Annotated in this window: 21 protein-coding genes and 1 rRNA gene; 20 read left to right on the top strand and 2 right to left on the bottom strand. The window is 39.8% G+C overall.

From position 1 onward, the window contains the following. Positions 1–694: 694 nt before the first annotated feature. The 9 genes from M3182_RS19200 to M3182_RS19240 all read left to right on the top strand — a co-directional run bounded on the left by M3182_RS19200 (position 695) and on the right by M3182_RS19240 (position 10916). The gene (locus tag M3182_RS19200; protein ID WP_251559658.1) at positions 695–1360 is read left to right on the top strand and encodes a GntR family transcriptional regulator; all 666 of its coding nucleotides are present in this window, start codon (positions 695–697) and stop codon (positions 1358–1360) included. 109 nt (positions 1361–1469) lie between these two features. After that, positions 1470–2873, top strand: coding sequence for a dihydropyrimidinase (gene hydA, locus M3182_RS19205; RefSeq protein ID WP_251436652.1), 1404 nt, complete (start codon positions 1470–1472; stop codon positions 2871–2873). Positions 2874–2999: 126 nt separating this feature from the next. After that, positions 3000–4343 carry an MFS transporter gene (locus M3182_RS19210; RefSeq protein ID WP_251436654.1) on the top strand — a complete coding sequence of 448 codons (1344 nt, stop codon included), beginning with the start codon at positions 3000–3002 and terminating at the stop codon, positions 4341–4343. An 8-nt stretch (positions 4344–4351) separates the two neighbouring features. Continuing rightward, positions 4352–5095 (top strand): maleate cis-trans isomerase family protein, encoded by a 744-nt coding sequence (locus M3182_RS19215; RefSeq protein ID WP_251559660.1) that lies wholly within the window; start codon positions 4352–4354, stop codon positions 5093–5095. Between the two features lie 930 nt (positions 5096–6025). Continuing rightward, positions 6026–6814, top strand: coding sequence for a carboxymuconolactone decarboxylase family protein (locus M3182_RS19220; protein WP_251436660.1), 789 nt, complete (start codon positions 6026–6028; stop codon positions 6812–6814). A 63-nt stretch (positions 6815–6877) separates the two neighbouring features. Further along, the gene (dctP, locus tag M3182_RS19225) at positions 6878–7933 is read left to right on the top strand and encodes a TRAP transporter substrate-binding protein DctP (protein WP_251436663.1); all 1056 of its coding nucleotides are present in this window, start codon (positions 6878–6880) and stop codon (positions 7931–7933) included. 212 nt (positions 7934–8145) lie between these two features. Then, positions 8146–8679: a TRAP transporter small permease subunit gene (locus M3182_RS19230; protein WP_251436666.1), complete on the top strand. Its 534-nt coding sequence runs from the start codon at positions 8146–8148 to the stop codon at positions 8677–8679. Positions 8680–8681: 2 nt separating this feature from the next. Then, on the top strand, positions 8682–9989 hold the full coding sequence (locus M3182_RS19235) for a TRAP transporter large permease (protein ID WP_251436669.1): 1308 nt from the start codon (positions 8682–8684) through the stop codon (positions 9987–9989). Positions 9990–10463: 474 nt separating this feature from the next. Then, a complete protein-coding gene (locus M3182_RS19240) occupies positions 10464–10916 on the top strand; it encodes a CBO0543 family protein (RefSeq protein WP_251436671.1) in 453 nt (150 codons plus the stop codon). A gap of 321 nt (positions 10917–11237) precedes the next feature. Here the strand turns inward: M3182_RS19240 and M3182_RS19245 are convergent, their stop codons facing one another. Together M3182_RS19245 and M3182_RS19250 are read right to left on the bottom strand one after the other, a co-directional pair. After that, the gene (locus M3182_RS19245; RefSeq protein WP_251436716.1) at positions 11238–11984 is read right to left on the bottom strand and encodes an SDR family NAD(P)-dependent oxidoreductase; all 747 of its coding nucleotides are present in this window, start codon (positions 11982–11984) and stop codon (positions 11238–11240) included. A 60-nt stretch (positions 11985–12044) separates the two neighbouring features. Next, positions 12045–12800, bottom strand: coding sequence for an SDR family NAD(P)-dependent oxidoreductase (locus M3182_RS19250; protein ID WP_251559663.1), 756 nt, complete (start codon positions 12798–12800; stop codon positions 12045–12047). A gap of 661 nt (positions 12801–13461) precedes the next feature. On the opposite strand from M3182_RS19250, the gene M3182_RS19255 reads away from it, so the two are divergent. The 11 genes from M3182_RS19255 to M3182_RS19305 all read left to right on the top strand — a co-directional run. Beyond that, positions 13462–14529 (top strand): LLM class flavin-dependent oxidoreductase, encoded by a 1068-nt coding sequence (locus M3182_RS19255; RefSeq protein ID WP_251559664.1) that lies wholly within the window; start codon positions 13462–13464, stop codon positions 14527–14529. Between the two features lie 135 nt (positions 14530–14664). Next, on the top strand, positions 14665–15606 hold the full coding sequence (locus M3182_RS19260) for a phosphotriesterase family protein (RefSeq protein ID WP_251559666.1): 942 nt from the start codon (positions 14665–14667) through the stop codon (positions 15604–15606). Positions 15607–15748: 142 nt separating this feature from the next. Next, positions 15749–17689, top strand: coding sequence for a sigma 54-interacting transcriptional regulator (locus M3182_RS19265; protein WP_251559668.1), 1941 nt, complete (start codon positions 15749–15751; stop codon positions 17687–17689). A 403-nt stretch (positions 17690–18092) separates the two neighbouring features. Beyond that, positions 18093–20204, top strand: a complete 2112-nt coding sequence (locus M3182_RS19270; RefSeq protein WP_251559670.1) for an acetate--CoA ligase family protein — start codon at positions 18093–18095, stop codon at positions 20202–20204. Positions 20205–20421: 217 nt separating this feature from the next. Next, the gene (locus tag M3182_RS19275; protein ID WP_251559673.1) at positions 20422–21657 is read left to right on the top strand and encodes an acyl-CoA dehydrogenase family protein; all 1236 of its coding nucleotides are present in this window, start codon (positions 20422–20424) and stop codon (positions 21655–21657) included. A gap of 37 nt (positions 21658–21694) precedes the next feature. Then, positions 21695–22489 (top strand): enoyl-CoA hydratase-related protein, encoded by a 795-nt coding sequence (locus M3182_RS19280; protein WP_251436694.1) that lies wholly within the window; start codon positions 21695–21697, stop codon positions 22487–22489. A 36-nt stretch (positions 22490–22525) separates the two neighbouring features. After that, positions 22526–23056, top strand: a complete 531-nt coding sequence (locus tag M3182_RS19285; protein WP_251436697.1) for an NADPH-dependent FMN reductase — start codon at positions 22526–22528, stop codon at positions 23054–23056. 42 nt (positions 23057–23098) lie between these two features. After that, entirely contained in the window at positions 23099–23368 is a 270-nt protein-coding gene (locus M3182_RS19290) for a hypothetical protein (RefSeq protein ID WP_251436700.1), read from the top strand. A gap of 42 nt (positions 23369–23410) precedes the next feature. Continuing rightward, positions 23411–23908 (top strand): flavin reductase family protein, encoded by a 498-nt coding sequence (locus M3182_RS19295; protein ID WP_251436703.1) that lies wholly within the window; start codon positions 23411–23413, stop codon positions 23906–23908. Between the two features lie 88 nt (positions 23909–23996). Next, positions 23997–24392: a PaaI family thioesterase gene (locus tag M3182_RS19300; protein WP_251559675.1), complete on the top strand. Its 396-nt coding sequence runs from the start codon at positions 23997–23999 to the stop codon at positions 24390–24392. Positions 24393–25083: 691 nt separating this feature from the next. After that, positions 25084–25166: ribosomal RNA gene (locus M3182_RS19305) — 16S ribosomal RNA — on the top strand; the annotation flags it as partial.

Genomic DNA, 25166 nt, shown 5'->3' on the forward strand with positions numbered 1-25166 from the left:
TTCTATTCAATATGTACAGCTAATTATAGAAAGCGCTTACTTTAATCTCTAATTACAATTTTATCAAAGTTTGTATGGTCAGTAAACAAAGTTTGAAAACAGAATTTGGAAAGGGTCTTTCATTCGCTGGGCTATATCTTTAAACGCTTAGGTTGGGAAAGATATTGAAGATATCGCGATGGTGTATTTCTTTCAAAAGCAAATATCTGGGTCTTATAACATATAAAGTAATATATCCAATTAGCATGAGCGCGGATATGAGGATATATATTCAACTAAAGCCTTATTCAAATCGTTAAAACCCCCTTTGGCTAAAATAATTGGCTGATATGGTGGATGTATCAATGACTGTTTTACAAACAAGACTTTTGAATAATTCCTTCAACTCAAGCACTCTGACACTGTAGCGCTTAGGGTAGCGTAACCCTTCAAGTCCAACTAGATAATCCTCGCTGTGGGCCTTTTAACGTATACAATCTTTCAATGCCTGTGCATATATCAACCATCATGTTCAATTATCCTTAAAGAGTCAAATTAATTATCTGAAAATTCACAAAATGTGTTGAACGGATCCAGATGGGATGGTATGATTTGTTTAGGCAAAAACTGTTATGTAACAGATTATAGTGAAATACTAATATGATTTAAACAGAAGAATACAAGGTGTCGACAGCCGACACAGTGGGAGGAGACTATGAATACGACTCCGATTGACAAACCCGTTCGATATTATGATCAGGTCTATTATTCACTACGGGAGAAGATTGTTCAGGGAGTGTTACAACCTGGTGATAGTGTTTATGAGGCAAGAATCGCGAGAGAATTAAATATCAGCCGCAGTCCAGTCAGAGAAGCAGTGCGTGCTTTGGAAAAAGAGGGGCTGTTGGTCATCGATGGGAAGTCGAAAATCACCGTCTATAAACCAACGATGAAAGACTTTGAGGATATTTACGAATGCCGGATTGCTTTAGAATCACTTGCTGCAAGATTAACAACAAGGTTAGCATCGGAAAAGGAACTTGAAGAAATCGAAAAGTCCGTTGTCAATCCTACGCCATTTCTAGAAGGCGAGGAAGGCAGAAAAGAATTAATCGATAAGAATGGTTATTTTCACGAGTTAATTATTCAATACACTCAAAATAGAAGGTTAATGAAGCAGTTACGAGACTTAAACTCCTTAAGTCTTTACTATCGGACTCTCAATTTCCAAGGGGAGAACCGGGAATGGACAGTCTATAACGAACATAAAGAAGTCATCGAACAAATGCTACGACGAGATGAAGATAAAGCTTCACTCATGATGAAAAAACATCTGGAAACAGACTTACATCATTTGCGGGAGATTTTTGCAAGGAAGTGATATTTTTTTATCATGGGAAGTTCTTTAAGCTCTCAATCTAATAAAAAATAATATGCCATTCTTAACCTGTCGACAGCCGACACCTATTAAAAGGAGGAAGGGAATTCGAATGAAAACAATCATCCAAAATGGAACCATTGTGACTGCTACTGATATCTATAAAGCCGATTTGAAGATTGAGCAAGGGGCCATTACAGCGATCTCGAATCATTTTATCCCTGAAAAGGATGATCATGTCATTGATGCGAGCGGCCAATATATTTTACCAGGTGGAATTGATGTACATACTCATCTTGCATGGCCTTTCCAAAGTACCGGAACAGCGGACGATTTCGTAACAGGTACACAAGCTGCGGCTGCTGGCGGAATCACTAGTATTATTAACTTTACCAACCCTAAAAAAGGGCAAACCTTGCTCGACAACTTACAAGAATGGAAGAAGAAAGGAGAATCTTCACTCATAGATTACGGTTTTCACTCCATAATTAGTGAGTATACTGACCATGTTCTTGAAGAGCTTCCAATTTTAGCAGAACGGGAAGGGGTCACTTCGATTAAACTATTTATGGCCTACAAGGGAGAATTAATGGTCAATGACCGTGAAATGTATAAAATCATGAAAAAAGCCGGAGAGGTCGGGATCATCACTAGTATTCACGCTGAAAATGGCGATCTTATCGATGAATTGGTAGAAGAATCGCTCGCGAAAGGAAATACAGATCCCATCTTTCATGCTTATACACGGCCAACCATCACAGAATCAGAAGCAACAGGCAGAGCGCTTGCAATTGCAGAAGCCGCAAATGCACATGTATACATTGTCCATGTAAGCTGTGCGGATGCATTAGAAAAGGTAGAGCGGGCGAAAAAGCGGGGAGTTCAGGCCTTTGCAGAGACCTGTCCACATTATTTGGTCCTGGATGAAAGCTATTTAGCTTTGCCTGATTTTGAAGGAGGGAAATATGTTTGTTCCCCGCCACTTCGAGAAAAATGGAATCAAGATCATCTATGGAGGGGGATTTCATCTGGTCTTGTTTCTACCATCGGTTCTGATCATTGTCCATTCCGATTTGAAGGGCAAAAAACGTTAGGCAGAGACAATTTTGCCAAGATTCCGAATGGCTGTCCAGGGATTGAAGATATGTTCTCGATTCTGTATCACTACGGAGTTCAGGAAGGCAGAATTTCTCTTCAGAAATTCGTTGAAGTCATGTCGACCGGTCCTGCAAAATTATTTGGGCTGTATCCAAAAAAGGGCTCGATTTCCGTTGGGTTTGATGCGGACCTCGTCTTATTTAATCCTAAAATCAGAAGAGAAATTACAAAGGTAAAACAATATCAAAATCTTGATTATAACCTGTATGAAGGAACGGTTGTTCAAGGTGCGATTACTCGTGTTCTTTCACGCGGGGAGGAAATTGTCAGAGATGGAATCGTTGTAGGTCAAAAGGGACGTGGACAGTATTTGTTTAGAAAGAAGGTTGCCAATATTGAAAAAACAGTTACCAGTTAACCTATAAAGCGGCATAGACTCTCGGGTGTATTCCTGTTCGGCACTTTTAAGGAGGTGATGAAAAGGGTTTCTTGGAAACGTTTTTGTTGCGAATACACCAAACCATTTTTTTTTAGGGGGGATATTATGCCAAAGGGTAACACAAGCCTTAATGTTCCAAAGTCGAATCTCGATTTGAATCCAAAACCAACAAATGTACGTTGGCGAGTCTTTATTATGCTCCTTCTCCTCGTAACAATTAACTATGTGGACCGTGCCGTTCTATCGATTGCCATGCCAGAGATTCAAAAAGATTTATCGTTAGACCCAGCGATTGTCGGGTTAATTCTTAGCTCGTTTTTCTGGGGTTATGCGCTCATGCAAGTTCCGTCAGGCTGGTTAGCAGACAGATATCGTCCAGATAAAGTCGTCTATGGTGCGGCTATTTCATGGGGGATTGTTCAGACACTGACAGGTTTCATTATGGGTGCGAAATCTCTGATGTTTCTCCGTGTATTACTCGGAATCACGGAAGCACCAGTCATGCCTGGAAGTTCAAAGCTACAATCGATTTGGCTTTCTTCTAAGGAAAGAGGACGTGGCGCTACCATCATCGATAGCGGTGCCCCATTAGGAACAGCTGTTGGCGGTCCAATCATCATTGCCTTCATGGCATGGTTTGGTGGATGGCGGGGTGCGTTGATTGGAGCAGGGATTCTAACAATTATCATAGCTTGGTTGGTTTGGCGAGTCATTAAGGGTGGACCTGAAGGGAATCCAAAGGTCAATGAAGCGGAGAGAGAATATATAAGGAAAGCGCTCGAAGAAGAATACGAGGAACATAAAAGGAATTCAACGGGTATTAAAATCGGTGCAAAGGATTATTTAAAAGCACGAAATTTTTGGTGCATGTGTCTGGGCTGGTTTTCCTTTAACACGGTTTTTTATGGGTTAATGACATGGGGACCTTCTTATCTAGCTGTTACCCAAGATTTGGATATCGCTGCGATAGGTGGATCGGTTCTCATTATTTTCGGCTGTGGATTTATTGGGGAGATCATTGGTGGATTGATTACGGATAAATGGCGAGACAAAGGTGGAAGCATCAACACGGTTATGCGGACCATGCTATCCATTGCAGGAATCATGACGGCGTTATCCATTTTCTTTTTAACCAAGACGACCTCCGTCACAATGGCAATCACGATGCTTTCAATTGCGTTATTCTTCCTTCGTTGGGGAGGGTTATACTGGGCTGTGCCAGCGGCGATTTCACAGCGGGAACATGTTGGGACAATCGGAGGATGTATGAACCTAGCAGGAAATCTTGCGGGTGTGTTAACCCCCATTTATATTGGGATTATCGTATCTGTAACTGGTTCCTATTTCTTAGCACTAATGGTGTTTGTTGCTGCAGGGATACTTTTGGCGATTGTTTCCAGTTTAATTCGATACAATAAGAAAATTGGTAGTGAAAAAATAACAGTTTAGGGGGATGAATGATGAATGAACCAAAGAAAATCGGGATGTTAACTCCATCTTCAAATACGGTACTAGAGCCAATCTGCTCGAGAATGTTACATGATGTACCTGAGGTAACATGCCACTATGCACGGTTTGAAGTGACGAAAATCTCACTCGAACAAGATGCACTAAGCCAATTTGATTTTGAGCCAATGCTTCAAGCCGCAGAATTATTAGCCCATGCTGAAGTCGATGTGATCGCATGGAATGGAACTTCCGGAGGATGGTTAGGGTTTGATGTGGACCGACAACTTTGTGACGCCATTACAAAAAGAACGGGAATTCCAGCGACAACCAGCATGTTATCGCAGGTGAAAGCGTTTAAAGAGCATAACATAAAATCCGTTCACTTAGTTACACCGTATATTCCAGAGATTAATAAGTTGATAGTAGAACAATATAAAAAGCATTGTAATGTGGATACGGTCAATGTTTCAGGATTGGCCCAAACCCATAATCGTTCATTCAGTCAAGTATCACAAGAAAGAATCGAAGAGCAAATTAAATCGGTAACCGTTATGCCTGCAGATGCTTTAAGTGTTGTTTGTACGAACTTTCCTGCGGTAGGGAAGGTAAAATACTATGAGGAAAAATACAAAATCCCAATGTATGATACTATCAATGTTTTATTATGGGAGTGTCTAAAAATGGTAGATATTGAACCTAGTGTAGTGAAAGGATGGGGAAAAGTTTTTTCAAAAGTAGGGATTAATCAATAAATTCGGTAGCCATTGATGAGCATTTAACCTGTGGGGGGTTCAATGCTCTTTTTCTTTTTAGGCAGGACATCTACGTTTTACGTCTTTCGGACGACTCCATACATTTTACAGGACAGAAGGTTGCTGTGCCCAACCCTAAATGTATGCTGTTGTGCATGCAGATATCTTCCTTATTGTATCATGAAAATAGTGATATTTTTAATTGTTTATATAATTCTCGAGTGTCTAATTGATTCTCCTAAGATAAAGGACATTATAGGAATTAAACTTAGTAAATCCATTTTTATATGGCGAGAAGGTCACATGCCGAACACGGAAGTTAAGCTTCTCAGCGCCGATGGTAGTTGGGGATCCCCCTCTGGAGAGTAGGACGTCGCTGGGCAACAAAAAACACAGCTCATAAGCTGTTTTTTTGTTGTTTTATGAAGAAAGAAATTTAAAAGCTTTGCGGTTTTAATGAGGATTTTTAATATATTTGGTGTCAAACGATGATTTTAAAATCTGAAAAGGTTAAGTAACCTAGTAGCTGAGTGCCTCAAACCCGAAACCAAATGTTTCAATATTGATACATTTGGAGTGGAAATTTACCCAATGTCATTCGTTGAACATTCAATAAAAAAATTTGAAACGTAACAGAATGGTGAAAATAATGGGTTTCATTGCCAAGTCCATTATTTTTGTTTCGTATTTTAAACTTTTGGCACAATCATTGCATTATAAAAGTTGTATATGAAATAGAATCGGAATTTATTTCTTCTAATATCGGAAAAGAAAAGGCATCTAAGAAGATGGTTCGTCATTAAAATACTGAATATTTAAACATATCAACCTATGTTGAAACTTTCTAACAAGCTCTTACTATTCCATTTCACAAAAGTGAATGCAGAATATAGTTTTTAACTAGTAGAAAATAAAGGAGGAAAAATACGAATGAGTAGACTAGAAAAAGACCAGCTATACAATGCAAAGGGAATCGGAATTGACGATTCTAAAAAGACTCAAGAGGCTTCTTTTAAGGAAGAAGTCGGCTACTGGAATTCAACGTTAAATTACCTGCTAGATGCAGACGAAGAGTTTTTCGAGATATACAAAAAACTCGTTTCGACTCCTTATAAAAATAACATTCTGGATGCAAAATCGAGAGAATTAATCAATATTGCCTTAAGTTCGGCACCCACAAATTTAAGCAAAGATACATTAGAAACTCATATCGAAAATGCTCTTAATCAAGGTGCTACAGAAAAAGAAATTCTAGAAGTTTTTAAACTGGTGAGTGTCTTAGGGATGCATACCTGTGCAGTTGGGGTTCCGATTCTCGTAGAAGAAACTGGTCAATATGAAGGGGTGCCATTAAATCGTCACCAAGAAGAGTTAAAGCAAAAGTTTGTTGAGAAAATGGGTTATTGGCATGATTTTCGGAACACGCTTCTCCTCAACGATGAACATTTCTTTGAAAGCTATTATGAATTTCTCACAAACCCTTGGGAAACGGACATTTTAAGTCCGAAATTAAAAGAATTTATTTACATCGCAATTGATAGCGCTACCACGCATTTGTTTGATGTCGGGATTCGCGTTCATATCCGAGGTGCCTTAAAACACGGAGCAACTTTTGAAGAAATTATGGAAGTGTTGAAACTAACAAGTGCACAAGGGGTAGATACTTTTTACGCAGGGATACCGGTCTTAGAGTCGGTGTTAGCGAAGCGCGGGAAATAATGAAAAGATTACTAGCTAGGAATTTTCATAAATCAAAATGAAAAAGCGATGGGGGGATTTTTTATGCGTAAAATAGGAATGTTGGTCACCATGATGGCTTTGCTTTTGTTAGCAGCATGTGGACAATCAGAATCTTCATCTTCAGATGGGAAAGTATTCGAATTAAATTATAACAATTTGGCTCCACCAACACATCCATATACAAAAAATGTGGCAGAACCTTGGGCTGAATTTGTCGAAGAAGAAACAGATGGGAAAGTCAAGGTTCATGTGTTCCCTAGTTCTTCGCTAGGTACCACGGAAACGGGCTATGATGACATCAGTGGTGGAGTTTTTGATGTTGGTCTTTTGTATGCAAGTGCGGATCAAAATGAAATCTTATTCCCATTGTCTATTGGAGACTTGCCGTTTGCGATTCCTAATCCAGAGGTTGCGGTCAATGTTATGAATAAGTTTTATGACAAATTCGTGAAAGACCAGTTTCAAGATGTTGTATGGCTAAGTGCTTCCTCAACCGATACAGCACAGCTTTATACCACAGACCCAGTTGAAACCATTGATGATATCAAAAAGCGAAAAGTCAGCAATAGTTTATATTCTCGAAACGAATTGATTAGTAAGTGGGGAGCCATCCCTGTTACCAATACAAATTCGGAATTATACGAATCTGTTGAACGAGGCATCGTGGATGACGTTATTTACAATACAACAGGCGCCATCGGGTTTAGTTTAAATGAAGTAGCTCCAAACATGACCAAGCTTGATTTAGGGGTTTCCTCCAACGCGTTATTCATAAATGGAAACGTATTCAATCAACTGCCTGAGGAGATCCAAACATTATTTAAGGAAAAATTAGGTCCTAAACATCAAGAATTGATGGCAGAGCTGTACATGACGGAAATGGAAAACTCGATTAAAGAGTTTGAGAATCGAGTGAAAGACAAAGGCGGAAAAGTCATCATCCCTAGTGAAGCAGAACTAACAAAATTCAAAGAACCTGCAGAGAAAATGTGGGATGACTGGGTGAAAGAAGCCAATAAAAAGGGCTACCCTGGGGATGAAATGATGGAGTTCTTTAAACAATCTTTAGCGGAAGAAGGAGTGAAGATTCCGTTCTAATCGAATGGTAGATCGTCACATCTTGAGCAAAATAGCTGACTAGGGATCACGATCCCTAGTCGACTCTTTTCCCATTCATTCAAAGAAGGATTCTTTATCCCATATCAACTGCCAGTAAAAGCCCGTTGGTGAAAGATCCATCAGGCTATGAGTGACTGATTAAGAAAACTCCACTAAATGAAGTTTCACTCTATCGAAAGGAAGGTGTTGAAATGAAACTTTTAATGAAAACGGTCGATGGAATTACAGCGATTAATAAATGGGCTGCGTATGGGATTGCCTATTTAATGGTCGCAATGGTTTTTATCTTTGCGGCTGCCAGAACGTTAGGGAGTCCAATTATTGGAGATGTTGAACTTGTCCAATTTACGATGGTGTTGATGATTGTCTTTTCTTTAGCATATACAGAAAAAACTGATTCGCATGTTGCGATTACCTTAATTTATGATAAATTACCAGCCAAGTTTCAATTGGTTTTACGTTTAGTAGCGAAAATCCTTACGCTTCTGTTCTGTTTCCTTGTGTGTTGGGTGTTTGTCTCGAAAATGAATTACTTATCCACATCTAGTTTGCTTGGAATTGTTTTTTATCCTTTTCGATTTTTGTTAATTATCGGTTTCTTCGCATGGGGACTGGAGGCCTTTCGACTGTTTATTGTTGAACTAGCGAAAGTGAAGGGCAAGGAAGGGGCATCCGTTCAAGTGAAGAACGAAAATCCTAATCATTTGACAGTGGGGAGTGAGTAAACTTGTCGATTTCTACCGTTGGTCTACTGGTCATCCTCTTTGTATTTCTGTTAATGTTCTTCCGAATTCCGATTGCCATTGCGATGGCCATCCCTGCTAGTATTGGTATCCTCTATTTAAGAGGATGGGAGACGTTATTTTCAGCGTTAGATACCATTGTTTGGACCCATAGCTATTCATATACCTTAACGACCATTCCATTGTTTGTTTTAATGGGACAGCTTATTTACTCTTCTGGGATTAGCAATGAGTTGTATACGACCTTTCGAAACTGGTTAAGTGGTTTTAGAGGTGGACTGGGAATGGCAACGATCGGGTCGTCCGCGATGTTTGCTGCTGCATCTGGTTCAAGTTTAGCGACAACCGGAACCATTGGGGTTATGGCATCGAAAGAAATGTTAGCTGCAGGATACAGCAAAAGCTTAACAGGTGGATCGATTGCGGCTGGTGGGACACTTGGCATTCTGATTCCACCAAGTACCATGTTTATTATTTATGGGATGATGACAGAGCAATCGATTGGTAAATTGCTTATGGCGGGGATTCTCCCGGGCATTCTCTTAACTCTCTTTTTCATGATCACGATTTATGTTAGTTCCATCATCAAACCGGATTTAATCGCAAAATCAACGGAAGAAAAAGTAACTTGGAAGGAACGTTTTACTTCACTGAAGTCAACGATTTGGATTTTTCTTCTTTTTATGATTGTAATTGGCGGAATGTACCTGGGGATTTTTACTGCTACGGAAGCAGCTGGTGCAGGTGCGTTGGGTGCCTTTTTAATTGGGTTAGTGCGCCGAAAGTTAACCCTCGCAAAAATCAACGAAGCGATTTTTGAAACAATTAAAACAACCGGATTTATTTTCGCCATTGTTATTGGTGCATTTGTGTTGAACTATGTATTAACGATTACCCGTGTTCCACACTTAATATCTGACTTTTTGTTTTCAACCAATCTATCTCCGACCATGCTTTTTCTCATCATTGTCCTGATGTATATCATTTTAGGTGCGGTCATGGATACTCTCTCAATGGTGGTTGTGACGATTCCGATTATTATGCCATTATTAGAAGCGGTTGGATTTGATTTAATCTGGTTTGGGGTCATTATTGTCTTAGTTGTTGAAATGGGCTTAATTACTCCGCCTGTGGGCATGAATTGCTTCGTCTTGAACGGAGTGGTCAAAGAATTAGAACTGACCCAAATTTTTAAAGGTAGCTTAATCTTTATGATTCCGATCCTCTCGCTTGTCATCTTGCTGTACATCTTCCCGGAAATTGCGTTGTATATTCCACAATCGGTACAATAGCTGAGGCAAAAACGTTTTTTATGGCGAAGGAGAGAGGGATTGGTGAATGAAAGAACACCACCCCATATAAAGATGAAAGAGGTATATAGGAAGGAGACTCCTACATGTAACGGGTTCGTTTTCCATCAAAGTTAAAATGAGTGCCAATTTGCATATGAAATTGACACTCATTTTTTTATTGCTTAAAAGCCATTTGTGTTAAAATACATAAAAATTTGTTAGTAAAATGCACCACAAATTGTAGGGGTACACTGGCTGTTGTACCCTTACAAATTCACCCACAATTTTATTTACAAAAGTCATACAAATTGTTATTAAGCACATTATACTTGGATATATCTGTTAAGGTGAATGAAAGATTGTGAAGAAATGTACTCACGCTTACGGGGCAGGTTAGTTAAAGAATAATTCATCGAATAAATACTGACAATATGGTTGGTATTGTTGTTTTTAAAAAACGAGGTGTTCCTCTTGGTGAAGCTATTTATAGTGACAGTTATATTAGTTCTTTTAGTTGCCCTTAAAATGCCCAGAAAAAAAACTAAGCACGAGTTACTAGCTACAATACAGTTTGCATTGTTGATGAATTTTGTAACTGATTTGTATCTTGATTTAAAGTACAAACTTTACTGGTATTTCGATAAAGAACAAATAGAATGGTTGTACCTATCTGTAGCCCTTGGTGAGGTTGCTGTTCTGCTTATTATTTTTAATTATTTTCCTCTGAATTCTAATGCCCTTAAGAAATTTATATATATCTTGGGATGGACCTTCATTCTTGTATTACTCGAACTGTATGCAGTTTATATTAGAGTTTTACATTATGGCGAATGGAAAACAATCTATTCGGCGGGGGTTTACTTTATTTCATTGTACATCCTTTATTTCGTATTGGACTACACGGCGGATAAAAGAGAACCTCAGTAATAAAGTCCCAATTTTTTCTTGAACTAGCGGGTGCGTTCATCAAGCTCCCAAAAATGGATATGATAAACGGAACAGCAAGTGAACCGAGCCGTTTTATTTTTTATTCGCAAAAAACAGTTACAAAAGGAAGTATGCATTAGGCTACATTTTCTATTAAATTATCTAATTTTGTGACAGGAAACGGAAACCGTTATCCTAAATGCTATTCTTTTTATTATCCCGCATTAACTGGCAGTAAGCCCCCTACATAAAGACTTGAGGAAGACCTAAAAAGGTTAAGTGGGGGATATAGAAACCCCCCCACTGAATGTTAGTTTCACTTTATTGTGCTGTCGAGCCGCCATCAATGATTAACTCTGAACCGGTTACATACCTTGACTCATCTGAGGCTAAGTAAAGGGCCCCATAGGCAATATCAATCGGTTTTCCTAATTCTGGCCAAGGGATTTTCTCTTTTAAAAAATGCTCTCCATCTTTGGCACCTGACATCGCCGTTTCAATGACACCGGGGTGAATCGAATTTACTCGGATGAAACTTTTTGCGAGTTCGATCGCTGCGGATTTGCTCATGATGCGAACCGCACCTTTTGATGCGTGGTAGGCCGTGCTCCCAGGACTTCCAACCAATCCAGATCCTGAAGACGTGTTGATAATCGACCCTTTCCCTGATGTTTTCTTAATCAGTTCGACTCCATACTTCATTCCAAGAAAAGTACCTACCGTATTAATGGCTTGGATTTTATTAAATTCATCCAATGAGGTTTCTGCTAATCCCTTTCGACTCAAGATGCCCGCATTGTTTACGAGTATATCTAATTGGCCGAATTCTGCTTCTGTTCTTGAGATGACTTTTTTCCAATCTTCTTCCTTCGAAACATCGTGTTTGATGCCGATGGCGATCCCGTCCATTTTTTTAATCTCATCAAGTGTACCAAGAAGACCTTCTTCATCAATATCGGTCACAACCACTTTGGCACCGTTTTCGGCAAAAAGAATCGCTTCTGCTTGCCCAATTCCATTCGCTGCGCCCGTAATAATCGCCACTTTGTTCTCTAATCGTTTTGTCATCACGTTTTTTTTCCTCCTAATGAAGTTCTTTTAAAGATAGTTTGATCGACAACTGACAAATTACTGAGCGGTAAAGCCACCGTCGATGACTAACTCTGAGCCCGTCACATAGCGGGATTCATCCGAAGCTAAATATAGAGCTCCATAAGCAATATCCTCTGGTTCTCCTAATTCAGGCCACGGGGTTTTGTCTTTCAGATGGTGGACTCCATTGATTGCACCTGTCATCGACAACTTGGTGACAATGACCCCAGGGTGAATCGAATTTACGCGAATCCGGTCTTTCGCCAACTCAATCGCCGCTGATTTGGTTATCAGTCGAACCGCTCCTTTCGAGGCATGATAGGCGGTACTACCTGGGCTGCCAATGATGCCATACATAGAGGAAACGTTGATAATCGAACCGCCACCAGCCTTTTTCATGACCTCGGCCGCGTATTTCATCCCTAAAAACACACCAGCGGAGTTCACGGCTTGGACGTTTTCAAATTGTTCGAGAGAGGTTTCAGCTAAGCCAGTTCTTTTTCCAATGCCTGCATTATTCATTAAAATATCTAGCCGACCGTATTCATCCTCCGTTCTCTGGATCACATTTTGCCAACCTTCTTCTTTGGATACATCCTGTTTCAGCGCGAGGACATGGCCATCGTTTTCCTTGATGATCTGGGTTGTTTCATGAAGACCGTCTTCGTTGACATCGGTGATCACTACCTTTGCGCCATGGCTCGCAAATAGAATGGCTGTACCTCTTCCAATCCCACTGCCAGCACCTGTAATGATGGCAACCTTATCTTGTAATCGTAATGACAAGTTCAATCATCCTTCCTCCTACTAATTTGGTTTTCTTCTATAAAGGTAATTTGCAAGAAATGTGCCAAGTCTTATAAAAATGGCTAGTAACCTAGGGGGTTGCCTTTTCAGTCATACCTGAACATTTTGTCTTGAAGAATCATTGTTGTGAAGTTGGATATGGTCCAATCATTTGAAGAAGGGCCTTTATTTATAGGGCTGTAAGGGTGTTAGCCGGGAAGGAATTCCACCGTTTAAGCGGAATTAGTATTTGAGTCTTGCTCACTCAGGAAGATGGAAGAGAAATAGGGTTCAATATATGAAACTTCATCGTAGTGAAACGACTGTGTCTCAATTTTGAAACGCTGTGTCTTAGTTTGGAGACCGAATACGTCCGGCACTTGGATTGAAGTGATATTAAATGCATTAGAAAAAACTTTTATTTAGCAGTAGAGAATCACAAGAAAGTAGTTTTCTTCAAGCTTGAAAGAACTTTTAAAAAGATAAATGACTGAATTTTCCTCATTTTTTTCATTTTGGTACGCTACTTGCATTATGAAAGGTATATTGTATTTTTTGAAAAAGGGTAAAACTCCAAAGCTAGCATATTTGGATTTTGCATTTCAAAAAGTATATCATCAATTTTATAAGTGAAAAGGAAATTAAATGAAAAAGGGAGCTGGTAGAAATGGCAGTATTAGGGAAAGATATGACGTTTGGATTATTCTTTTTAAATTCAGTTGCACCATGGAAGACGGATGCTGAAGAACTTCGCAATGGGTTGGATCAAATTAAATTGGCGGATGAATTGGGGTTTCATTCTGCATGGATTGCCGAACATAATGCACGTGCTTATGGTGTTGTGAGTTCTACATCGGTTTATTTATCAGCCGCTGCGGCCACGACCAAAAACATCAAACTAGGTTCAGCTGTTTCAAGGCTACCGCTGCACCATCCATTGCAATTGGCGGAGGATATGGCACTGGTTGATATTATCAGTGATGGCCGACTGTATTTGGGTGTTGGAAAAGGGTACGACAAGTTAGAATTTGATGCCTATAATATCGATTTTGACGAGCGCCATGAAAAATATCTAGAATCTCTTGATATACTGACTACCGCTTTACAAAATGGGAGAGTCAATTATTCTGGTAAGTTCTTTGATATTAAAGACATCCCGGTTTATCCACGACCAGTTCAAAGTCCACGGCCACCGATTTTTGTCATGGTTTCTGGAAATGATGCGTCGATGATCAATGCGGCGAAGCAAGGACATTCCTTTGTTTTAGGCGGGATTAAAAATGACGATACAAAACACAAAATTGCTTTGTACCGTGAACAAGCGTTAGCGTCCGGTTTATCTGAAGAATATGTCGAAGAAGCCGTTGCTCGCTCAGGGAAACTCTTATTCTGTTTCGTAGGGGAGACAACTGAACAAGCGCAAGAAGATTATCGCCAAGGCTTAGAATGGTATATGAGTGAACGAGATAATCGACCTACGTTTGGAGTCATTAGTCGAGAAAGAGACATCGATTATGATAGCTTCTTAAAATCAGAGAATACATTGGTTGGTTCGCCAGAGAAGGTGATCCAAGATATCGAACGATATAAAGAGGAAACAGGGTTGAACAACATCATTCTTTGGATGAATATTGGCGGACAGTATCACGACAAAGTGGTGAAATCCATGAAATTATTTTCTGAGAAAGTAATGCCACACTTTGAAGGTCAATCCCTTTCGGTCGCAAAGAAATAATCAAATTAACAGCGCTTACAAGGGCATAGGAGAGAGAGCGGTGTTCAACTACTATTTTAGAAGGAAGTGTCATTTTTGAGATCGCTTTCTCTCTTCCGCAACTTGTAAAATGATAGAAAAGAAAGGGGGAAGACAATGAGTACCATTCAAACCGTAACTGGAGAATTGGCGATTGAAGAATTGGGCGTCACCTTAATTCATGAGCATTTGCGAACGCGAGATGAACGTGTGGTGAAACAATTTCCTCATTTATATGATAGTGAAGAAGAAGTGAGATTGGCCGTCGCACAAGTTCAGGGTGCGAAAGAACGAGGGGTGAAAACTATTTTTGATCCATCTGTTTTGGGATTAGATCGAGATGTCCGTTTTATGCAGCGTGTGGCGAATGTAACGGGCATGAACATTGTTGCTGCGACAGGAATTTTTACGTTTCATTATTTACCGACTCGTTTTGCATCAAATGATATAGAATTTATGGCTACCCAATTTATACGCGATATCGAGGTGGGTGTCCAAGATTCCACGATTCGTGCGGGTTTCTTGAAATGTGCAACCGATTATCAAGGTGTGACTCCACATGTGGAAAAAGTGGTTCGGGCTGTGGCTCAAGCGCATCATAGGACGGGTGTTCCAATCATGACCCATTCCCACCCAGCTTCAGGAACAGGTCTTCAGCAACTAGCTATTTTTAAGGAAGAAGGGGTCCCTTTAAATAAGGTCTTAATAGGCCATTGTGGAGATAGTGACGACTTAGACTATATTGAGAGAGTCCTAGAAACAGGGGCGTTTATTGGGATGGACCGCTATGGGTTAACGCATACGCTTTCGACGGAACAACGAAATGAGACCGTGATTTCTTTAGTGAAAAAAGGATATGCGAATAAGATGTTTTTATCTCAAGATTATTGTTGTACAACGGATGCTTATAAACCTGAAGCAGCTAAAAGGGCCGCTTATCCTGATTGGTCAATGACTTTTTTGATGGACAAAGTCCTCCCAACGCTAAAAGAGCAGGGAGTAACAGATGAACAAATTCATATGATGATGGTTGAGAATGTAAAATCCTGGATTTCCTAAAGGGTTTGTTTCAACTAAGTTAAAAATCTCGCATTTTTGCGGGATTTTTTATTCTAGTGAATATTCTATATTTTCCCACTATTATTCGATATAATCAGAAGAGTGAATGATTCTAAGGATCGGGAATAAAGGAGGATTCATTGTGCTTAAATTACTTGTTACAGGATCAGCTCCCTTAGATGATTATGTAAAGCGTGAAATCGATAAACGCAAAGGAACGATCAAGGATTTGGTTGTCCAAACACTTGAATCGATCTATATCTTAAACAATCCAACTTATATTACGGATGATGATGTGTTGATTTGTGGGGCGATGTTATTTGAAGATTTTAAAGAAATTGGAGTGCGTGGAAACCTGATTCCCCTACGAGTTCAGACGAATGATTTTTATAAGGCATTAGTGAAGGCTCGGAAAATTTGCAATGAAGTCAATGTGGTGAACTATCAGAAAGAGTATATCCAGCCTTTACCTGAAAATATCCCGAATATGAGAGAAGATCTCGATTCGATTTTTAAAATAAAACTGAATCAGTATACCTATGTGACCATTGAAGATGCGAGCAATCTTGTCAAGAAATTGAAGGAGGATGGCCAGAAGGTCGTGATCGGATCTGGACTGATTGTAAAATTAGCCAGAGATTTAGGGATGGAAGGCATCCTTTGGTACGGAAAAGAAAGTGTCGGGTTAGCGGTGGATATTGCCTTTAATGTGTTAACAGCTAAACTTGCAGAGCAAAGTTATCAAAAGAGGCAAAGCTATATTTTGGAAAATTTCAATGAAGGAGTCATTAATCTCAATGTAACAGGCAGATTGCTCAGTATTAATCACCATGCAGTTGAACTGCTTGGGCTTGAAGATCAAGCAGACCTCACGGCACAGTTGATTAGTGATATCTTGCCTCAAAGTGAAATTTTAGATGTGTTATCAACCAGTAAGGTCGTTAAAGATTTGGTTGTTCAATATAAAAAACGTACGTTGCTATTGAATACGACGCCCATTAATGTAAACGGTACGTTTAATGGAATTGTAGCGTTCTTATCAGATGCCGAGACTTTACAGCGACAGGAAAATAAAATTAGACGGAAAATGAACATTAAAGCCGATAAAGCCACCTATTCTTTTGATGATATTATTGGTCAAAGTAACCAAACGCTTCGAGCGATTCAGAAGGCGAGGAAATTTGCACGTTCTGATTCCAATGTTCTGATTCTTGGTGAATCCGGGACAGGGAAGGAGCTCTTTGCGCAAAGTATACATAATGAAAGCTCACGCTATAACCAGCCGTTTATCGCTGTAAACTGTGCGGCCATTCCTGAAAACTTATTAGAAAGTGAATTCTTTGGATATAACGATGGGGCGTTCACTGGAGCGAAAAAAGGAGGAAATCCCGGGTTATTTGAATTGGCGCATAATGGAACGGTGTTTTTAGATGAAATTGGCGAAATTCCGTTAAGTATGCAGGCAAAGCTTCTCAGAGTTTTACAGGAAAATGTTGTCAGACGTTTAGGAAGTCCCACGGCCATCCCCATTAATGTTCGCGTTATCTCTGCCACCAATGTTAATTTGATTGAGGATGTGAAGGAAGGCAAATTTAGAATGGACCTTTATTATCGGATTGCCGTTTTAAATCTGTTTCTTCCTAAATTAAGTAATCGGAAAGGCGATCTTGGTCTTCTTGTAAAATCCTTTACGAGAAAAAAATATCCTGCGTTTTCATCTGTTATCGAAGATGCATTACCGGAAATGCTGCCGTTCTTAGAGGCCCATGAATGGCATGGGAATATTCGTGAATTTGAAAATACAATGGAACGATTGTTTGCTTATATGGAAACCCCGCATCACTGTTCAAGAAGTGAACTGTTAACGTATCTACAAGAAGCGATTGAAGAAAACAACTTGCTCTTAAATCAAGTGAATTTTGAAAACGCTTCATACCAGGAAGTCATCAAAGATATTGAGGTAAGCAAAATCAAAGAAGTGTTGGAAAAAACAAATGGAAACAAGAAAGAAGCCGCGAAAATCTTAGGAATCAGTCGAAGTACACTATGGAGAAAGTTGAACGATCAAGTTGGAGCGAAATAAGGATAAAATTGAAGGTTGTCGTGTGGAATGAAACAAGCGCCAGTGTTGGTAGCTTGTTTTTTTATGCTCTAATCCAGTAGTGCAGTTATTCGTGGAATCGTGTTTCATTCTTAAAACATGAAATTCTTTCGTGAAACGTTGATTTGGATAAACAAGAAAATAGATGGATGTTTTAGACCGTTTTGAATGCTCTCTCGTTTTTCTATTAAAAAATTCCGCAGTGTGTATTGAGCGATGAAAGGCGATAGAAGTGCTGTTTTTCAACACATTCAGACCAATTCAGCTTTTCGTAAGAAAGCTAATTTTTTTATAAGGAAACAAAAATAAATGAATGACGGAAGAAGTTGGCACGGAAGTTGCAATAAAGAAAGTATAGAAGAAATTAAGTTAGGAGTGAGATTGGTTGGAGCAGGCTCATCTAAACGCACTATTTGATCCAAAGAGCATTGCGATTATCGGTGCTTCACCAGATAACCAAAAAATTGGCGGTAGACCCCTTAGCTATCTCCAAAAGTATGGCTATGAGGGAGTGATTTATCCGATTAATCCCAAATACGAAGAAATGAATGGGTTAACGTGTTATCCAGATATCAAGGCGGTGAAGGCGCAAATTGATTTAGCGATTATTGCGGTCCCTAAATCCGTTGTTCTCGAAACCATGAAAAAATGTGTTGAGCAAAAAGTCCGCTCGGTCATCATTTTTAGCGCTGGCTTTGCCGAAGTCGATGAAGAAGGGGAACAACTTCAGAATGAGATCTCTCGGTTAGCGAAACAGAACAATGTAAGAGTTTTAGGACCGAATTGCCTAGGGATGTTTAATGTCAGCAAAGGAGTATACGGGACCTTCTCGACAATCATTGAAGATGAAAAACCGTTAAAAAGCAATATTGGCTTTGTCAGTCAAAGCGGAGCCTTTGGTTCGCATGTTTTTACCTTAGCAAGACAACACAGAATTGGTTTTAGTTATTTTGTGGCGACTGGAAATGAATGTGATGTCGATGTTGCCGATTGCATTGAGTTTCTCGCAAATGATCCAGATACAGATGTGATTGCTTGTTATATCGAAGGAACGAAAGATGGAGACAAACTCATTCACGCATTGAAGTTAGCAAGAAAGAATGGGAAACCCGTCATCGCGCTTAAGGTAGGAAGAACAAGTGTCGGAATGAAGGCGGCGCTCTCTCATACAGGTTCTCTAGTAGGAGCGGATGAAGTTTTTGATACCGTCTTCAAGCAATATGGAGTATACCGCGCGGAAACAATTGAAGAATTTTTAGATGTGACCTATGCAGCCTCTACATTGCCTTTTCCTAAAGGAAATAGGGTAGCGGTGTTTACGGTATCAGGTGGAGTCGGCATTTTGTTAGCTGATCAATTGTCCGCAAACGGTTTAACTCTACCAGAAACTCCGAAACTAGTAAAAGAAAAATTAAGAGAGATTCTTCCGATTGCCGGCGTTCAAAATCCAATCGATACGACCGCACAAATTTCATATATGCCGACCTTACTTGAAGACTTTATGGATTCCGTGCTTTCAAGCGGGGAATATGATTCGGCCGTTGTGTTTTTAGGATTTGCAGGCTTGAAACTAGATTCATTGGAGGACCGGATTACCACTTTAAAGGCAATGAAGGATCGCTTTAAGGATATTCCACAGATTGTGGTGACCATCAATAGTAATGAGTCGAGAAAGATGTTTAGTGATGCAGAACTTTGTGTCATTGAAGATCCATCAAGGGCGGTTACGGTGTCTAAGGCACTGCAGTTTTTTGCAAATAGAAAAGAGGTTGATGCTGAGGAAACAGTTCTAGCAGAACAAAAAGATGTTTTTGGTGCTTCGACTCTTTTAACAGAGTATGGAAGTAAAAAAATTCTGAAGCAATTTGGCGTGCCGATTACTGAAGAGAAATTAGCGAGAACCGCTGATGAGGCGATTCAATATGCGAATGAAATTGGCTACCCGATCGTTTTAAAAGGGATGTCGCCACAAATCCTTCATAAAACAGATAAAGGCTTGGTCGTTCTTCGGTTAAAAAATAACGAGGAAGTCAGATCCGCATTCGAAAGATTGAAAACCATCATTGAAGAAACAGAAGGTGCTGAGTTTGAAGGAGTCTTGGTCCAAGAGATGTTGAATCAGGATTCGATCGAAATGGTCGTAGGCTCCAAAAAGGATCCGATCTTTGGTCAGATTGTTTTAGTTGGGATGGGGGGGATCTACATCGAATTGTTAAAAGATGTGTCGATGAGAAAAGCACCTGTAAGCATCCGTGAAGCTGAAAAAATGATTCATGAATTACAAGCAAGTCCGATTTTACAAGCTTATCGTGGAAAACCACCGTATGATGTTGCCGAACTTAGTCGCTTAATCGCCCAGTTTAGTCAGTTTATTGTCACACACGAAGAGAAGCTGCTAGAGGTCGATCTTAACCCTGTCATGGTCTTCCCTGAAGGTCAAGGCATCAAAGTGGCAGATGGGTTAATGAAACTCGAGAAACAAGTGATACATTCGTAGGTTGCTATTAGACAAAAAAATTGTGTTAAAGAGCAAAGATGATTTTTACATGTTGATTGAAGTGGAAGGCACGTAGACTCCTGCGGGAGTGCAAGGCCAAGGAAGACCCAGCGGGAGCAAAGCGACGAGGAGGCTTCCGGACTGCCCGCGGAAAGCGAAGTGCCTGGAGCGGAAATCAACCACAAATTTTAACAGGCCCAAAAAAGGAGAGAAAGAGATGAACTTCAATATTCCAGAAGAAACAGCAGAAATTATAAAAGGCATTATCCAATTTATTAATAAAGTCGTGATTCCTTTAGAGGAAGAGAACCGTGACTTGCTTTTCAACGAGCGAAATTATTATTTAGAAGACGGTCGCCGTTCACCGAAAGTGGAAGAATTGCGCCGAAGAGTTCGCAAAGAGTCATCCAAAGCAGGCTACTATACGATGTTTGGTGATCCTGAATTAGGGGGTGCAGGCTTCGGACCGATGACGTCCTTATTAGTGAATGAAGCGATCGGGAAACACTTTCCAAATTCGAAACTTATCGAGCATGTGGTCATTCCATCTCCATTTACAAATGGCTTAACACCAGTCTTGAAAGGATTGAGACAAGAACTTCAAGATAAATATCTCGAGGGCATTGGCTCTGGTGAAAAACAATTATGTTTCGGATTAACCGAACCTGATGCTGGGTCGGATGTGTGGGGAATCAAAACGAAAGCGGTAAAAGAAGGCAATGAATATGTGATCAATGGAACGAAACAATGGATTTCTCATGCTCATTATGCAGACTATTGCATGCTGTTTGCGGTCACCAACCCTGAATTGCAATCACAAAGAAAAGGGGGTATCACTTGTTTCTTCGTTGAAACCAATTCGCCAGGATTCCATGTGGATTCCGTAATTCCGGTCATGGGCTCACTCGGCGGGGATGCGACGATTATTAGTATTGATAATCTTCGCGTTCCGGAAGAAAACATTATTGGCGAGTTGGATCAAGGTTTCGGAAAAGCAATGAATGGAATCAATAACGGGCGTTTAGGCATGAGCGGAATTTGTATCGGCTCCTCACAATGGGCGTTAAGTAAGTCGGTTGAATATGCCAAAATCCGTCGAACATTTGGCAAAGCGCTAGAAGAGCATCAAACGATTCAAAACATGTTAGCGGAAATGGCGATGGACATCTATGCGGCAAGAAATATGGCGTTACACTGCGCATGGAAAATCGAAAATAGTAAGAAAACACCTACGAAAGAAATTTCGATGGTGAAAGCACATTGTACCGAAATGATGGGACGCGTTTACGACAAGGCCATTCAGATTCATGGAGGAATGGGGCTATCCAATGAACTTCAGTTAGAAGAAGGCTATCGCAGAGCACGATTGATGAGAATCCCAGATGGTACTTCGGAAATTCACCGACGTACAATTGCCAGAAGTCTATTAAAAGGGGACCTATCATTCTTATAAAATCGTAAAAAATACTATAAAAAAGGTTGGGTGTTTTATGTCTGAACAAACTGTTTTGACTGAGAAAGTTGGAAGAATTGCTTACGTGATTTTAAATCGGCCAGAAAAGTTGAATGCTTTGAATGCCGATTTATTCCGTGATTTGGATGCGGCGTTAGAGGATATTGAAAAAGATGACAGCATCAGTGTAGTGATTTTAAAAGGAAATGGGCGCGCGTTCAGTGTTGGCTATGATGTTGGCAAATATAAAGAACCGTCCGTTACAGACGACAGAGACAATCTAGAAGCCTTTACGAGAAGGTGGTTACGAGTTTGGGAGTATCCGAAACCAATTATTGCCCAAGTAGAAGGCTATGCATTAGCAGGAGGAACGCAACTTCTTGCGTGCTGTGACATTGTGATTACCGATGAAGAAGCGACTTTCGGTTTTCCTTCCTTACCTTTAGGTGGAGGGTTTGTCGGTATCTACTGGGGATGGCATGTTGGACCACAGCGTGCGAAAATGCTTGATTTAACGGCGGGAAGTCGAATTTCTGGGAAAGAAGCGACAGATTATGGCTTTGCTGCGAAGTGCTTTAAAAAGGAAGAACTCGAGGAAGAAACACTCAAAATCGCTCGTGGAATTGCAAAAACGCCATTAGATATTTTAAAGCTGAAGAAAAAAGCACATAACCGCATGATGGAATTGCAAGGATTTAGAACGGGCGTTATGTTCGGTCCGGAACAAGACGCGATCATTCATACCGCTGACGGAATTAAACTGGTTCACAAGAAAATCAAAGAGCTCGGACTTAAAGGAGCGATTGAGTGGTTTAACAGTCAAGAAGTCTAGTCGAATCTCAACAGGAAATGGAATGGAGGGGGAAGTTTGAAAATCTTAGGAATGAGCGGAACTTTAGTAGGTTCAAAGACCAGTATTGTAACGGAGTACCTGCTAAAACAAATCAAGAAACAGAACCCAGAAGTGGAAATCGAGTGGGTGGATTTGAAAGATTATAGTTTAGATTTCTGTGATGGTCGGCCAATTGAAAAATATAACGAAGATACCCAGAGAATCATCAGCAAGGTTGCAAGTGCGGATGGGTATGTTCTAGGAACGACCATCCTTCATGGCTCCATTCCAGGTGCGCTAAAAAATCTGTTTGATTTAATTCCTGGCCATGTTCTTGGAGGCAAACCAATCGCACTTGTGGCGAACGGTGGGAATCCGGAGCATCAACAAGCGATTGAGAAGCATTTAAAACCAATCTTATCGTATTTAAACATGAAGGTGCTTCCGAATGATGTTTTTGTGACATCAAGTGATTTTAATGAAAAGAACGAAATCAAGAATCCTGAAATACTCGAACAGCTGCTTTTGTTAGCAAGAGACTATGATGAGGTATGTACAAGGGTATGAATCGACCAGGTTTAAAAAATCTATGATTAAAGAGGGTAGCAGATGGAAAATAATCAAAATTGCCTTCATTTGACAGATTTTTCTTTCCAAAAAATGTGCGAAGAGGAATTTGGGATCAATCGTGGCGTTTACAACGAGATTGATAAGTGGTTCTACAACAAAGGGCTAATCGACATTATAAAGCGACGAAGAGCGATCCTAAATTTCATTCTATTTAATTTTAATGCAAATAATGGCCAGAATCGGGTTCGGTTCGGGAATGGCGGATTACGAAAAAAGTTAGTGGAGTATTATGACCAAGTTGCCATCTAAAAGAATGTTCTATGGTAAACCATTTAAAGGAGGAATGTAACAATGAAAGTAAAAAGCGATCCACAACAACTTTTTAAAGAAATTATGGGAAGCTATCCAACCGGCGTTACCGTCATTACAACCTTGGATGAAAACAATAAGCCAGTCGGATTAACGGTCAATTCCTTTGCTTCTGTTTCCATTGACCCGCTCATGGTACTATGGTGCATCGATAAAAACGCAGGAAGCTGCGGCGTATTTAAAAAGGCTGACAACTTTGCGGTGAATATTTTAGCTGGAAACCAACAGGAAGTTTGCTGGACATTTGCTAGTAAGTCAGAACCCGATCGTTTCGCGAAGCATCCTTGGGTTCTTTCGGAAAACAACCTACCAGTGATCAACAACGTCTTTGCCTCATTCGAATGCAAAAAGGTTCAAATGGTTGATGCAGGGGATCATTATATTTTGATTGGTGAAGTCATCGATTTGAATAAAAATGAGCAGGAACCAATGCTTTATTTTAGAAGGAAGGTAGGAAATGTCCCAGAGAATTGGGCGTAGAGGATGTAGATTTGCTTAGGAAAAAGAGAATTGCCTCTCTATTAGAAGATGGCATAGAAAAAAAGCTTTAGAAAAAGGAAGTGGCAGATTGAGTTTAATCGAAAGTTATGAGGCAATCCCTTATTGGAAATTGATTGGGATTAAAGTGGATTCAGTTGAAGAAAATTCCGCAAGAATCAAATTGAACATACATGAGGATTTGTTAAATGGCAACGATATCTTGCATGGTGGTGTTGTAACGAGCCTTTTGGATGCTGTCATGGGGATCAATCTCAAACTGAACATTGGCGAAGCCTCGTATGCAACCGTTTCTTTAACGTCACAATTTTTAAAAGCCGTGAAAGCAGATGAAACCATCTTTGCAACGGCTGTACCCGTTCAAAAGGGTAGAAGCATTGCTTGTATGGAAGCGCGGCTGTTTAACCAAAATGGAGACATCATCGGGATGGGGATTGGGACTTTTAAAATTCGTCAGCCTAAGTAGGTATCCATATTCCTATAATAATGTGAGAGAACCTTCATTATTTTATAAACCAGAAACCTGATATATATTATCCTATTAAAAAGAAATGACTAAAGGTATTTATGATTACGAAAACAGAACCTTCTATTTTATAGAGGGAAAGAGAAGCCTTCAATTTTGTGAAGGTTTTTTTTGTATTTTTCGTATCAGAAAATTTAGGGTAAAACTTAGCTTTCCTAGATTCCCAAATTTCTATTTGCTTTAAGGTTAACTTTCATAGCTTCTCGTTTCGGACTGAAGTCATTATTTTTTAAACGATGTATCTATTTGTTTAAGCTCAATAATGTAAAATATTACCGTTGATTTGATAGGAGGATGATGGTATTCTAATTTAGCTGCTTCGGTAGCACATCATTTTAAATCACTTCACAATTATTATTTTAAAAAAGTAATTGACGAAATGATTTAGATGTTATATATTAATATCCTGCTGTTAAAACAACGGCGTTTTACATGAATGATTCGTAAAATTTGGTATTGATTTTAAAGAATCGTTATGTTAAGATAATATTCCTGTCGTTGATACGGCAGTGAGTGATTGTTCTTTGAAAACTAAACAAACAAGCGTCAACAAACAATATTTATCATGTTCCTTCTATTAATATAGAAAAACATGAGCCAACGTTTTTATTATGAGCTTAACTCATACTCTTATTTGGAGAGTTTGATCCTGGCTCAGGACGAACGCTGGCGGCGTGCCTAATACATGCAAGTCGAGCGGACTGATGGGAGCTT

The organism is Mesobacillus maritimus, assembly GCF_023715205.1.
GTDB classification, from domain to species: domain Bacteria; phylum Bacillota; class Bacilli; order Bacillales; family Cytobacillaceae; genus Mesobacillus_B; species Mesobacillus_B maritimus_C.

Bases quoted from the DNA above. Each gene is read 5' to 3' on its own strand.
- M3182_RS19230 (WP_251436666.1), top strand. From the start codon at position 8,146: ATGAAACTTTTAATGAAAACGGTCGATGGAATTACAGCGATTAATAAA.
- M3182_RS19280 (WP_251436694.1), top strand. From the start codon at position 21,695: ATGTCTGAACAAACTGTTTTGACTGAGAAAGTTGGAAGAATTGCTTAC.
- M3182_RS19290 (WP_251436700.1), top strand. From the start codon at position 23,099: ATGGAAAATAATCAAAATTGCCTTCATTTGACAGATTTTTCTTTCCAA.
- dctP (WP_251436663.1), top strand. From the start codon at position 6,878: ATGCGTAAAATAGGAATGTTGGTCACCATGATGGCTTTGCTTTTGTTA.
- hydA (WP_251436652.1), top strand. From the start codon at position 1,470: ATGAAAACAATCATCCAAAATGGAACCATTGTGACTGCTACTGATATC.
- M3182_RS19245 (WP_251436716.1), bottom strand. From the start codon at position 11,984: ATGACAAAACGATTAGAGAACAAAGTGGCGATTATTACGGGCGCAGCG.
- M3182_RS19255 (WP_251559664.1), top strand. From the start codon at position 13,462: ATGGCAGTATTAGGGAAAGATATGACGTTTGGATTATTCTTTTTAAAT.
- M3182_RS19200 (WP_251559658.1), top strand. From the start codon at position 695: ATGAATACGACTCCGATTGACAAACCCGTTCGATATTATGATCAGGTC.
- M3182_RS19295 (WP_251436703.1), top strand. From the start codon at position 23,411: ATGAAAGTAAAAAGCGATCCACAACAACTTTTTAAAGAAATTATGGGA.
- M3182_RS19210 (WP_251436654.1), top strand. From the start codon at position 3,000: ATGCCAAAGGGTAACACAAGCCTTAATGTTCCAAAGTCGAATCTCGAT.
- M3182_RS19275 (WP_251559673.1), top strand. From the start codon at position 20,422: ATGAACTTCAATATTCCAGAAGAAACAGCAGAAATTATAAAAGGCATT.
- M3182_RS19215 (WP_251559660.1), top strand. From the start codon at position 4,352: ATGATGAATGAACCAAAGAAAATCGGGATGTTAACTCCATCTTCAAAT.
- M3182_RS19220 (WP_251436660.1), top strand. From the start codon at position 6,026: ATGAGTAGACTAGAAAAAGACCAGCTATACAATGCAAAGGGAATCGGA.
- M3182_RS19260 (WP_251559666.1), top strand. From the start codon at position 14,665: ATGAGTACCATTCAAACCGTAACTGGAGAATTGGCGATTGAAGAATTG.